Raw genomic sequence first — 12874 nt, forward strand, 5'->3', positions numbered from 1 at the left:
CAGAGAGGCAAACTACACGAGCCTAGAATAGAAAGTGTCCGTTTGAGCCGCAAGAGTGCAAAGCGTGAAAGTCGCTGTGTTCAAAAACTTGATAATAAATTCGAATCCGAAAGAAATTTGCCCGAGTTGTCAATGCGCGCTTGAAAAGCGACATTGATGTCCAAGGGCTATCTTGTTGGTAGCTTTATTGGATGGTTGAACACTTTACCTAGGTAGGCTTAAGCAACCTGCACTTCCCTCTCCGGCCAGAACTCGTCCACTATGACATAGGCGAGAATCACGAAGAATGCGGCCCCTGCGACTTGCAAAACGCGCGTAATACTTTTGACGTCGGCCTCATCCGAAAATGGCGCAATCGACCCACCATAAACGATCAGGACAGTAGTCAACGCCGAGCCGGCTGCCGCGGCGAGAGCGGCCTGAGACTTTCCAAGCGCTCCGAGGGTGAAGCAGAAGAACAGACACAACAAAATTGGCGTCAGAATAACTGGTGCGATCACGTTTACTTCATAACAGATGATCGACACCGCAGCTCCAAGCAGGTTTGCCGTCAACATCGCCTTAGCGACGGTCTTACCCATAGAAGGCATGGCTGCCAGTTGCTGACTCAAAAGGGCGACGAAGAACAGAACCAATAGGGCAGATGCGCCAGATAGAAAAAACACCATGGCAAATGGCACAGTCACAAGTGACATTCTGACGATCCGCCGGTGCGGATCAAATACGGGTGGCGCGCCAGCTTTCTTCTCGGCGGCTGATTGAAGATCTGCTGGGATCAGCACAAACATCAGCGTCGATACGAAACCTGCAAATAGCAGGTTTATCGGTATCCAGAACACGAGCACAAGCGCCAGGTCCTGCGATTGCAGGGCGAGGTTCGGGATCATCAATGCCCCCATAAGCGCGATGACACCAGGTAGAACACCAGCCCCTGAAACTGACCACATGAAGGACAGGATGATCCCGATGGCCACCAGAATAAGGAATACCACTGGGTAGGGTGCGAAGATCGACGACAACAGAAATGAGATGAACATCAATCCTATCGAGAAAACAAACAATTTGGTGAATGCTGCTAACGGCAGCGCAGCGGGTGCTTGCAGGAAGAGCGCAGTGAAAACTGCCCCTACAACCGCCAAGGGCCATCCTAAAAACAGGCCCAAGGTAAAGACGCCGGTCACACCCAAGGCGAGCCTGAAAATGGATTTCCGGCCCTCAATAGGCATAGGAAAGAATCGAAACCAAACGGATATAGGTCTGGCCGACCATGTTCAGCAGGGAATTGTCGCTCAGATACATGATCACGTCGGCCTGCCCGTTAAGTTGGAAGCGTAGGTCGTCTTCGGCGCTTCCGGCCTCATACCCCGGCAGCACGATCCGAACAGGGAACCGTTCTGGTTCGCGTAGAAACCCTTTGGTACTTGGCGGGCTCGCCAACTGGCCGGGTTCATCGCCTCCGCTCAAAGATACAGCCGCGCTGAAGCTCTCAATAACACCCGGGACGATTTTACCGGGGTGCATATCCAACACGACATCGACAGGAGAACCTATCGCAGCTCGGCCTAAGTTATTTTCAGTAAAATACGCCTCAATCCAAACGTCGGTTGCATCTAGGAACGTCAAAAGGTCCTGACCAGATCGTGCGTATGTACCAGGGGCTATCAACAAATTGGATATGACACCCGTCGCCGGAGCGCGAAGTTCCGTCCACTCGAGGTTTAGCTCTGCATCTGCCAAGGCTGCCAATGCGCGTTGTATTTTTGGATTTTCGATCCCGTCGTCACCCAACCTCTGCTTTGCTTTTTCCAAATCCGCTTTAGCGTTCTCATAACTTGCCTCAGACTCTGCCAATTGACCTCGGGCATCATCGGCTTTTGAGACGGCGATCAATCCCTTTCTTTCCAGCGCAAACACGCGCTCTGTTTGAATCCGCATCGTATCCAGATCGCTCTGGGCCCGGGCCAATTTGGCTTGCGCAGCCCTCACCTCTGCCGAGGATGCGCCCACTTCCTGCGTAGCGGCTTCCAGATCAGCTTCGGCCTTGTCGCGTTGAATTTCATAGGGCCTGGGGTCAATCCGAACCAGAACATCACCTGCCGAGACAACCTGTCCATTTTCGACAAGAACTTCGGTCACTGTACCGGTGACCTGTGGAACAATTTGGGTCGCGACGGCCTTTACTCTGGCATTCCCGGTAAACGGGGTTTTGCGGTCCGCGACAAGGTACCAGACGAGGAAAATAAGAATGACGGCCAAAGTGGTCCAAATCGTCTTTCTCATTTCGCCGCTCCTTCAGCTTCACTTTCGGCTTCTGCAGGCGCATCGATCCAGACCTTGAACAGTTCATAGAATACAGCGAACAGAACAGGCCCCATAAAAATTCCGATCAAGCCATACGCCATCATGCCGCCGAGAACACCGATGAGGATGACTAGCATGGGAGTTTCGAGGCCCTTTGAGATGAATACAGGTCTCAGGAAACTGTCCATAATCGCTACGGGAACGGCCAGTACGGTGAAGATCAACGCTGTGCCACCGGACATGGTGCTCCAGGCGTAGATGACTACTGGCAGAAGAACCAAACCGGGTCCAATTTGGATAATCGAAAGGATCAGGCAAATAAACGCCAGCGTCGCGGCCGAACCAATCCCGAACAGCGCCAACAATACCCAAACTACGACCGCCTGAATCGCAGCTACGCCAATCACACCCTTTGTCACATTGCGGATCGTCGCGCCTGCCAGTGTAACGAATTCGCCGCCCCGGGGCGCAAAGACTCGGTTGGCAAAACGCTGAAGGCCTTGCACAAGACTTGGGCCAGGGCTGAACAAGGCACCCATAATCAAGACGGACAAAGCCAGTGCCAAGAGGCCAAGTCCGATGCTTAGCACCCGTCCGAACAGCGATTTGGTAATCTCAAGAATCTGCGCGCCGTATTTGGCAAGCGCGCCATCAAGGTTTCGTTCAAATAAGCCCCAAACTTCAGAAATCTTGTTGCCGACCAGGGGCAGCTCTTTTAGCCCTTCTGGTGCCGGTGGGACTTTTAGCTCGCCGCTGTCAGCTTGCTCTGCAAACTCAGATCCAAGCTCGGCTGCCCCCGATACCGCTGTTGCGACCGGCCCCAAAGTCAGAAGAAGACCTAACAAAACCAAAATCGTCGTAGCAAGTTTCTTCCGCCCGCCCAACTTGGACTGTAGCCAATCGAAAACTGGATAGAGTGCGACGCATAGGATCGTCGCCCAGATCACCACGCTTGCCAGCGGTGCCACCATTACCAAAGCGCTGTAAAGGAATAGTCCGAGAAACAGCAGTCTTATCGCGAGATCGACAATCTTCGCGTCCTGGGTCTTTTCCATACCATCCCTCCAATATTTGTTTTCTGAATGTTACACTCAAAAAACGAAATATGTATATTTTTAAAATGGAGGGACCTGCAGCAACCTGAATTCTCTTGTAAATTCGTATTTCAGAGGGCTGGTCTGTAGATGTATAGCCTGCGTATGAAATTGGGTTGGCTCATTGGAGCAAAAATTAGTCGTCCCCTTTGGTGTCATCTTGGGACAGGATTGTATCCGCCACCGTGGTCGCTGCAGTCACGAAAATGCCGAGCCCCACGATGATGTAGAACATTGTAAAGATTTTGCCTGCTGCGGTTTCAGGAGAAAAGTCGCCAAACCCTACAGTCGATATTGTCACAACAGAAAAGTAGATGGAGTCGAGCCAACTCCAACCTTCGACATAGCGATAGAATACAGACGCCCACAGGATCATACCGGTTGTGAAGGCCAGAAGGCCTTTGACCCTGCCATCTTTAAAGGCGACGCCTATTCCTCGCGTAATTCTGGCTATCGAATTCATAAAACGACAATATCAAGGTAAAAACAAATATATACTATTTTTTGAATTTTTTCGTACTAGCCCGAAAATCTTGTGCGCTCTCACCGCGCGTATCGTGCGGAAATTGTAACCGACTGTTCGCCCAACCGCTTTGGGACTATTCGGTTCTGTTTTTACTCTATTGGCAGTTTCGGCAATGGTGAAATGCGATACCTGCAACGAAAGGCTAACGGAAATTTCAAGTTCATACTGCATCAGCGAAATCCACTTTCCCAATGTCAGTAGGGTCCGCTAACAGGGACTGCACAGTCTGTTTTTTGAATGTCCGGTTCGGGCTGTATCCTGTCACAGGCGATGGTGGAACGTGGTTCCCCGCATTCACCATGAAGTGAAATCCTTTTGCTTTGTCCTGAAATTTTGTTTCGTAGCTTGGCCAAAAAGCGAAATTTCATGACAGCGTGGGCGCGATGGTTTAGGTTTTTACTTTAAACAGAATATCCAAGTCTCGGTGGGCTCCTTGGAACAAGTTACCTTTACGTTTGAGATGGGTGTGGTTTGCGTTTTGTTGGCCTTCACCGTCTTCTTGTTTGTGTCAGAAATTGTCAGAATTGACCTCTCCGCCATACTGGTTCTTGTTCTCGTCGGACTTCTCAGCTACGTACCCGGGCTTGAGAACCTGGCGGATGTTTCGCATCTGTTCGATGGGTTTGCGTCGAACGCTGTGATTTCTATTATCGCGGTCATGATCGTCGGTGCCGGATTGGATAAAACTGGTATCATGAACAAGGTTGCAGCGGTCATTCTAAAATATGGCGGCACGGCTGAAAGTCGGGTCCTGTCGATTGTTTCAGGAACGGTCGGCATCATATCGTCATTCATGCAGAATGTCGGAGCGGCTGCGCTGTTTTTGCCGGTCGTCAGCCGCATTTCTACGAGGTCGGGAATACCCCTGTCCCGCCTGCTGATGCCCATGGGGTTTTGCGCCATTCTTGGCGGCACGATGACTATGGTCGGGTCTTCTCCGCTGATTTTGCTGAACGACCTGGTCCAGACTGCAAACGAGGGGCTACCTGAAGGCCAAAAAATCCAACCCTTCGGGCTGTTCTCGGTAGCGCCAATTGGCGCGGCCTTAATCCTGACCGGGATCGGTTATTTTCTTCTGTTTGGGCGTTGGGTGCTGCCTGAAGACACCGGATCCGACAACACCGGCACAGGGCAGGGTACGCAGGAATACCTACAACGGGTTTACGGTTTGCAGGCGGATATTTTCGAAGTGATCGTGCCAGAAAAAAGCCCGTTGGTCGGGCAGATACTGGCTGACATCAACCATGAAAATCATCTCTACATAATATCCACATTTTATCGCGGTAAAACTTCCATGGTTCAGGTTCTTACAGCCGAGATTGCCGCTCCGTGCAGGCTTGCCATCATAGGAAACCGCTCGGTTGTCGAACAGTTTGCAGAGAAATTTGGTCTGACTGTTCTTCCTGAACTGGATATCTTCGTAGAAGAGTTTGCGCCAACCAATGCCGGAATAGCCGAAGTCGTCGTGACACCTGATAGCAAGCTGATCGGGAAATGCCCCCGCGAGCTTTTGTTCCGAAAGACGTACGGCATGTCATTGCTTGCTATTCATCGAGGAGAAGAAACTCTCAGTCACGTCGAGACTGATACGCACGCGTCCACTCAGATCGGACTTGAAGAGTTTCACGCGGGCGACATGCTTGTCGCGCATACGAGGTGGGACAACCTGATGCGGGTCAAAAAGGATCCAGACTTTGTGGTTGTGACAACAGATTTTCCGCAAGATGAGCTACGGCCTCAGAAGGTCGGTTGGGCTTTGGCCTTCTTTGCAATATCGCTGTCGCTGATACTGTTCACCGACGTTCGCTTGTCCCTTTGCCTTCTGACGGGCGCCGCTGGAATGATGCTCACGCGGGTACTCAGTGTCGATGAGGCATACAGGGCAGTCGGATGGAACACGGTTTTCCTGCTGGCATGCCTGATACCTCTGGGGCAGGCGGTGCAAAATACCGGCACCGCAGCTTGGATCGCCCAGCAAATCATGATCATTTTGAACGGTTGGCCGATTTGGGCGCTTCAAGCCGGTGTCGCAATATTGGCCACCGCGTTTTCCCTGGTTATGTCGAATGTCGGGGCAACCGTGCTGCTCGTGCCCCTTGCTGTTTCAATTGCCGTAGCTGCCGGCGGAAACCCAGCGGCCTTTGCGCTAACAGTTGCAATCTCGACCTCGAACAGCTTCATCATTCCGACCCATCAGGTAAACGCACTGATTATGGGGCCCGCGGGTTACAAGGTAATGGACTTTGTGCGTTCCGGGGGCATCATGACCGTCCTGTTTTTGTTGGTTTCCTTGGTGATGCTCAATGTGATTTTCTGAACCGACTGACGGGAACAGATATCAAACTTTAGGCACCAAACCAAAACCTAACGATGCCGGTTTTAACTTTTTGCCGCTTACCGGGTTCCACTGGTCATCTGAACTCGCCCATGCCCAATCGGTCTTTTTTGTTTAGCAGAGAACTTTCACGAGTTTGGCACGCTCGGTGCGTCAATTGCATTGCAAAGTTCAAACCCGAATTGGAAAGCACGCGGGTCACAACAAATTCGGTCCCGACCTTCAAACGGGTTGCTATTTTGCATCCCCTTGAACGTCCGAAAAGCCGGTTGGATGGCAGACGCGGATCCCGGCGCTTGAGGTCTGGTTTTCTCCTCACTAACAATTTCACTATGAGTAACGGTTTTGTGAGGCTCATCGGTTCATGACTAGCTAATCAACTAGTTGAATCAGAATTAGTATTTTCAACAGAGACTGATTGTGTTGGGTGGCGAGTATGTATTCACTATTGTTTTCTATTTGGGCATCTCTTCCGTTTGACTTTGGCCAAAGGGCTGAACACTGCTCTAGGGCAGTGGAACAAGCACTCCTCATAGCTGGGCTTCTGACTGTTCCGGCGATGGTGTTTTCTGCGGAACATCAATTAGAGGACGGCACGACCGTCGCGCCGCTTAAGATGTTCCAGGAATGCGATGTCTGCCCCGAGATGATCGCGCTTCCCGAGGGTGAGTTCATGATGGGTGGGCCTCCAGGGGAATCTCGGCGAACCAAGTATTTTGCTGATGGAAAAACGCGTACCGCTACGCCGGAGGCTCCTTACATCGCAAAACATGAGGGTCCGGTTCACCGTGTAGAAATCGACATTCCAATTGCAATGGGGCGCAACGAAGTAACCTACGATCAATGGATGGCGTGTGTCCAAGATGGGGGCTGTGGCGGGATCGTTCCGCAAAATTGTATTCCTCAGATCGATGGTTCCTGTGTGTCATTGACCGGAAATTTCCCGGTTATCTACGTCTCGTTTGAAGATGCGATTAGTTATACGAATTGGCTTAATCAAAAGGTTGGAGCCGAGGTCTATCGGCTGCCAACCGAGGCTGAATGGGAATACGCCGCGCGGGCGGGAACTCAGACGTCCTTTGCCCAGGGCGAAGAGGTTTCTACTGATCAGGCAAACTTTAGCGGTTCCGCGACCGCGAAGATGTTGGGAGTAGATCGCCCTGATCTGGTCTCACGTCGACTACCTGTTCAAGTTGATCTACTCAATGCCGCGAACGCTTGGGGTCTGAGGCATACGTCAGGAAATGCTGCGGAATTGACGATGTCATGTTGGTCCAAGAGATACGAAGGGTGGTCGACATCTAGCCGTTATTTGCAACATGCTGTTTCGACTTTGTGCGACTCCAACGTCGCTCGAGGTGGAGCTTACGGCCTTGCGATGGACTATGCGCGTGTGGGCTCTCGAGGACGAGTCATAGGCGCGGGTCGGGTAAGATTTACTGGGTTTCGCGTACTCAGAGAATGAAGAACTTCCGACTAAATTTTGGAGAGAAAAAAATGGCTTGTTTCCATAGTGATAGAGATCCCCACACAGCAAATGGTCCATTTGCGGGGCTTCCAACGAGTTTAGGGTAGCCTGTTCGGAAAACAACCAAAGTCCACGTTTTCTGGCTCACGTGATCGCATCAATCTCCCCTCGAACATAATCCCAAAGACTGAGGCGGCCGAGGAAGAGATTTCAGAAAAACTGCAAAAAGCACAGCGCAACGACATCAATTCATAGTCCCAAAAAAGGGATAGAGAATTTCTGAACGCATCTCGTTCTGCTTAGATTGACACCGTCAGACAAAGCGAAAACACGCTTTCAGTTTCGCCTAAACTTTCCTTAATCGTTCAGAATAGCAGCCTTAACTTCCGCCTCCTTTTTCTGTTGTACGACATCAACAGGACACTAGGAATTGGAGGAATTACCATGGCCAATACTCATGCCGCCCCAGCACCGAAAAACGTTTTTGCCGGGATGATAGCAGACTATGCAGAGGCACAGACCGAGCTCTTTCGGCGGCGGATTTTCGCAAAGACCGTGCGGGAGTTGGAAAGCCTGAATGATGCACAGTTGGCGGATATCGGCGTCCCGCGCGCCGAGATCAAACAGCGCGCTTACCAAAATGTCTATCGCGGCGTTTCTTACCACAACTGACATGGCCCTCGCCCAGCTCAAAGTAGCAAAGAAGGAAGGACCCTGAATATGTTTGATGACGTTTCATTGAATGGCAGGCTGACCCCGGCCGAAAGCGCATTGTTGCTGTTCGACAGAGCGATGAGGATCCAGGCAATCAGAGCCGATATCGTTCGTGCCGCACAATATCTGGACGGGTTCAGTGATCGCAAACTCTCAGAGCTAGGGATCAATCGCAGCGATATCGAAACAACAATCGACAGGTATATCTGACCGCATCACGCAGGGTTGGATAGCGTCTTATCGAAAAAGCCATTCCGGGGTCCTTGGAATGGCTTTTCAAGCTGAACGGTCAGTTGCAGTGGGTCTCTATCTGTAGGTGCTGTGCCAGCCTGTCGATCTCGGCCATCCATGTTTCCACGAGTTTCGGGTCACTGGGTGCTGCGTGAACCCCGGCTGGAATGGCCCGGTTTAGAACCGCTTCGACGGCTAGTGACACCGGCACTGAGACGAGGCGCGCCATCGCCGTGCCCCGCGCGTCGCCCCACGCGTCCATGACATAGGTTTTGTGCCAGACAGGAATGCCGTCCTTCTCGGCCTTCAGGCCCACGCACAGGACCACGCGGTCAGGCTCGCCCGCGTCATAGGCGTTCTCGGCCCAGAACTGATCCGACATCTCTTTCAAACGCGCGTCACCTTCGGGGCCCGAGAGGGTCTCGATCTCGGTAAATACGTCCGCCCAGGCATCGGCCCAGCCGTTCAGGCGCAGAGTGCCGCGGACGAATTCCTTGACGGTCCAGTGATCCTCGAATTGGTACTCGGCCATGAACGGCAGAGAATCCCGGTTGGGATAGACCTCAAAGCTTTCGGGAGCGGGTAGCGGTGCAATATAGCTGGTGATGGCATCCCACGGGCGGGCAACGTCCAGCGGCGCGTAGTCGCGGATGGATTTTGACGGCGACCGCAGGGCTTTCAGAACGCCCAGAGGCGACCAGCTGAATTTATAGCGGAACGGGTTGGGGTTTTTGGGGATGCCGCCGCAATAGGAGATGAAGCTCAGGTGGTTTTGCGCGTCAAAAGCATCCGAGGCGCGGTAGTCAGCGACCAATGCGTGCGCCATCAGGTGATCGATGCCCGGATCCAGCCCGACCTCGTTGACAATGGTAACACCCGCTTCGCGCGCCTTGTAATCCAGCGCGCGCATTTCGGGGGCGATATAGGATGACGACACAAAGTTCGCGCCTTTGGAGATCGCCAATTCGGCCAGCGGTACATGCCAGTCGCCGGGTAGCATGGATACGATCACATCGCCCTTTTCCAACACCGCGCCCAAAGCGTCTATGTTAAATGCGCGAATGTCATCCGTCAGGTCGCCGACCTCAGCCTTGGCCTTGTCGATGGTCCGGTTCCAGACGGTGACTTTGTGACCGCCCTCGATCAGGCGGCGCAGGCCGGGGATGGCCGACAGGCCGGTGCCACACCAATGGATGGTCATTCGTATGCTCCTTTTTGGCTTTCAGCCGAATTTAAGTTTCGCAGTTACAATCGCACCGACAAGCAGGATCGATATCACATTGCCAAGGATCAACGGCCACGCAGCGATCATCAGCCCATAGATCAGCCACAGTGTCAGCGTGGTCAGAATCAGCAAGTTGGCGGGAAGGGACAGGTCTTTTGTTTCGCGGGTGCGCCAAGTTTTGAGAGTTTGAGGCAACCAGCATACTGTTCCCAAAATTGCCGCTGTTGCCCCGATCAGGTGTTCCATGGTTCGCCTTGCCTAACAATGTTTGACGAATTCGGCCCGTGCGCGGCCCCAGACGCCGCTGTCCAGATTGGTCAGGGTCAGCAGGGAGGGCAGCAGTTGCGTGGCATAGTCTTCCGAGCTTTCGACCGGCAGCATCGAGGGCAGGTTGTCGATGGCCATCACGTCCATCACCGGGTCGGTGGCCACGCGCAGCGCGGGGGCGTCCCATGTGGTCGCCCGGTCATAGACTGGCACTGGGTTATAGTCGCTGTCCGGATCGCAGGCCACGTCTCCGATGGCGGTCAGGTTGCGCTGTGCGCTGAGCGCCTCGCGCGGGACAAAGATCGGCGTGCCGGGGCGAGCGAAGATGCAGTTCAGGAACAGATCATGGTCGAGGATCTCGGGGAAGGGTCCACCGCTGGCGGTCTCGGCCATGTCCCACTTTGTAACAGTGACTCCCATCGCCTCGCACAAATCCGCAGCACCCGTGCCCACGCGGCCCAAGGCGCCGATGACGATAGCACGGGGGCGGGTGCCCGTGGCGTCCAGCTCGGCCAGCAACTCGGCGTTCAGCGCGTCTTTGTTGGGGTACACCCCGACCGGAGGGCATTCCTGCCCCCGCTGCTGCGCAGCCCATGTTTTCAGCGTCACCGCCGCGCCCGCATAACCGGCCCAATAGCCAAAGGCAGCGACCCGGCGGCCGTCTTCGTCGACCAGATATTCCAAATCATAAAGCGTTCCGCCCCCGGTCTTGAAGCGCTCTAATAGGGCGCGTCCAGAATGCTGGCCCTTATAAGCATGGCCGAACATGATATGGCGATGGGGCAGGGGCGTGCCGTCCTCTGGCAGTTCTTTAAGGCCAAAGATTATCGCGTCCAGCGGGGCTTGGGGCCAGGAGTTCTCGGCTGCGACCTCACACCCGGCCGCCTTATATCCGTCCAGCGGGATGGCGCGGACCGAGCTTTCCTCGACCGTCACGCGGATGCCTGCGGCGATCAAAGCTGCGGCGCCTTCGGGGGTAAGCCCAACCCGTTCTTCGTTCGGGCGCTGTTCTGCCCGGACCCAGAGATGCGTCATCGTCGTTCCTTTTTCAGAGCATTCCGGCAGCGCGAACGGTCTGCACCGATGCCCGCGCCTCCATCGCGTCTCGGAACGCGATAATCTTGGGAAAGGCTGTAACGTCAACGCCGTCGCCCTCGAGCCAACTGCAGACCACATACAGATAAGCGTCCGCCAGCGAGAACTCATCCCCCAGTACAAAAGGCCCACGCAGCCCGTTCGAGGAGATATAGTCGCAGGACGCGGTCATCGTCTGCGCTACCTTACCCTGCATGTCTTTCCAGCTGGATTGCTTGTCAGCCCACCGCGCCCCGCGCATCTTGTGGGCGTGGTTCACATGCATGGTCGAGGCAAGGTAGTACATCACCTCGCGCATCCGCGCGGCCATGATCGGATCAGAGGGCACAAGCCCGGCCTCGGGCGCTATGGTTGCGATATATTCCAACAGTGCGCCCGTTTCAGTCAGGATACCTCCGTCTACTACCAGCGCTGGCACACGACCCTTAGGGTTGATTTGCTTGTAGGCGGGTTTGGTCTGCTCACCGCCTGCGAAATCCAGCTTGATCGCCTCGTATTCCAGCCCGGCCTCTTCCAAGGCGATGGCCACGGCGACTGAAATCGTACGGGGGGCATAGTAAAGCTGCATGAAGGGCCTCCTTACAGGTGGGTCTGGGCGTATTGCCGATCGGGTGCTTCCAGATGCGGCACTGCATTGAACAGCACCGGGCTCAGCTGCGCACCAATTGGGTGCAGACGATGCATCGACGTATTCATGATGGCAAGCGCCACACGCGCCATCGCCGGGATATCCAGCCCCATCGCCTGCCGCACGACCATCGAGATCAGCCCGCCTGATGTCACCACAATCGCAGGGCCCCCTGCGGTTCCAATATCGTGCAGAGCGTCGCGCACGCGGGTTTCGAAGGTCTCAAACGTTTCTGGTGCGTTGGCGATTTCACCACTCGCCCACGCGGCGAATGTGCGGGGCAGGTGTTCCACAAACCCTTCGCGGTCGGTGGGCACGGCCACGTTGTGTTGTGCTTCATAAAGCTTGGCGATGTTGAAATACTCGATCTCGTTCAAACGCGGATCTTGCACCGGGTTCGGAAAACCCATGCTGGCCGCTGTTTCCAAATGGCGTTTCAGCGTTCCTGAATAGACCCGAGGAAAGTTGGCTTGTGTGTCGCGCAGATGCGCCCCCAGCCAACGCGCTTGCTGATGGCCCAGTTCGCTCAGCTTGTCGTAATCAGCTTCGTCCCGCGCGGCGGTGTTGGCCTGACCGTGGCGTATCAGAGTTATATGTGACATGTCCGTCCCTTCTGAGGCGAAGTCTTAGGCCAGCTTGAACCGAGGGACCAGAGGCTTCGGACTTGAACCAGGGAATTTCACCCTTTGGCGCGCGCTTTGCGGGAAAGCAGAAATGACTTGGGTTGCATCGGCAATTTCAAGTGTTGCGTAACGGAAAAAAGTTTCCTATACGCTACAAAACTGCTGTATGCGCCCGTATACACCTCTGGTTTCACCGGCCGAGTTGGGTCTTGTGTTTAAGGTTGTTGACTTGCGGCCGAGACCTCGGAAGCTTGTGGTGGGATCATGTTGAGCGACCAGCGCAAATAACGCGGCGGTACGGGATGCCAGGTTTTGAAAGGTTATAGATATGACATTACCGCGGCGCACGCCTTTGTATGACTTGCAT

General features: G+C 54.1%; 13 protein-coding genes. 4 read left to right on the forward strand and 9 right to left on the reverse strand.

What is annotated here, in order from left to right; genetic code table 11:
• Positions 1–218 precede the first annotated feature (218 nt).
• The 4 genes from GOV80_RS21020 to GOV80_RS21035 all read right to left on the reverse strand — a co-directional run bounded on the left by GOV80_RS21020 (position 219) and on the right by GOV80_RS21035 (position 3858).
• Positions 219–1226, reverse strand: coding sequence for a DUF2955 domain-containing protein (locus tag GOV80_RS21020; protein WP_237215972.1), 1008 nt, complete (start codon positions 1224–1226; stop codon positions 219–221).
• Positions 1216–2280, reverse strand: coding sequence for an HlyD family secretion protein (locus GOV80_RS21025; protein ID WP_170775834.1), 1065 nt, complete (start codon positions 2278–2280; stop codon positions 1216–1218). Before GOV80_RS21025 ends, GOV80_RS21020 begins: the two co-directional genes overlap by 11 nt.
• The gene (locus GOV80_RS21030; RefSeq protein WP_170787525.1) at positions 2277–3356 is read right to left on the reverse strand and encodes an AI-2E family transporter; all 1080 of its coding nucleotides are present in this window, start codon (positions 3354–3356) and stop codon (positions 2277–2279) included. The genes GOV80_RS21025 and GOV80_RS21030 overlap by 4 nt, the downstream gene beginning before the upstream one ends.
• Positions 3357–3531: 175 nt before the next feature.
• On the reverse strand, positions 3532–3858 hold the full coding sequence (locus tag GOV80_RS21035) for a potassium channel family protein (RefSeq protein WP_170775830.1): 327 nt from the start codon (positions 3856–3858) through the stop codon (positions 3532–3534).
• Between the two features lie 496 nt (positions 3859–4354).
• Here GOV80_RS21035 and GOV80_RS21040 point away from each other — a divergent pair, with 496 nt between their 5' ends.
• The 4 genes from GOV80_RS21040 to GOV80_RS21055 all read left to right on the forward strand — a co-directional run bounded on the left by GOV80_RS21040 (position 4355) and on the right by GOV80_RS21055 (position 8648).
• Entirely contained in the window at positions 4355–6238 is a 1884-nt protein-coding gene (locus GOV80_RS21040) for an SLC13 family permease (protein ID WP_419555667.1), read from the forward strand.
• Positions 6239–6692: 454 nt separating this feature from the next.
• A complete protein-coding gene (locus tag GOV80_RS21045) occupies positions 6693–7721 on the forward strand; it encodes a formylglycine-generating enzyme family protein (RefSeq protein ID WP_170787527.1) in 1029 nt (342 codons plus the stop codon).
• A gap of 447 nt (positions 7722–8168) precedes the next feature.
• Positions 8169–8396, forward strand: a complete 228-nt coding sequence (locus GOV80_RS21050) for a DUF1127 domain-containing protein (RefSeq protein ID WP_170787529.1) — start codon at positions 8169–8171, stop codon at positions 8394–8396.
• A 48-nt stretch (positions 8397–8444) separates the two neighbouring features.
• A complete protein-coding gene (locus GOV80_RS21055; protein ID WP_170775824.1) occupies positions 8445–8648 on the forward strand; it encodes a hypothetical protein in 204 nt (67 codons plus the stop codon).
• Positions 8649–8727: 79 nt separating this feature from the next.
• Here GOV80_RS21055 and GOV80_RS21060 read toward each other — a convergent pair whose 3' ends face one another.
• The 5 genes from GOV80_RS21060 to GOV80_RS21080 are packed head-to-tail and all read right to left on the reverse strand — an operon-like array spanning position 8728 to position 12486.
• Entirely contained in the window at positions 8728–9870 is a 1143-nt protein-coding gene (locus tag GOV80_RS21060) for a saccharopine dehydrogenase family protein (RefSeq protein WP_170787532.1), read from the reverse strand.
• Positions 9871–9891: 21 nt separating this feature from the next.
• The gene (locus GOV80_RS21065) at positions 9892–10140 is read right to left on the reverse strand and encodes a SemiSWEET family sugar transporter (RefSeq protein WP_170775820.1); all 249 of its coding nucleotides are present in this window, start codon (positions 10138–10140) and stop codon (positions 9892–9894) included.
• Positions 10141–10152: 12 nt separating this feature from the next.
• Positions 10153–11196: a saccharopine dehydrogenase gene (locus GOV80_RS21070; protein WP_170787534.1), complete on the reverse strand. Its 1044-nt coding sequence runs from the start codon at positions 11194–11196 to the stop codon at positions 10153–10155.
• Between the two features lie 13 nt (positions 11197–11209).
• Complete coding sequence (locus GOV80_RS21075; protein WP_170787536.1) at positions 11210–11824, reverse strand: glutathione S-transferase family protein; 615 nt, start codon at positions 11822–11824, stop codon at positions 11210–11212.
• Between the two features lie 11 nt (positions 11825–11835).
• Complete coding sequence (locus tag GOV80_RS21080; protein WP_170775814.1) at positions 11836–12486, reverse strand: histidine phosphatase family protein; 651 nt, start codon at positions 12484–12486, stop codon at positions 11836–11838.
• Between the last annotated feature and the right edge of the window lie 388 nt (positions 12487–12874).

Source organism: Ruegeria lacuscaerulensis, assembly GCF_013034685.1.
Classification (GTDB): domain Bacteria; phylum Pseudomonadota; class Alphaproteobacteria; order Rhodobacterales; family Rhodobacteraceae; genus Ruegeria; species Ruegeria lacuscaerulensis_B.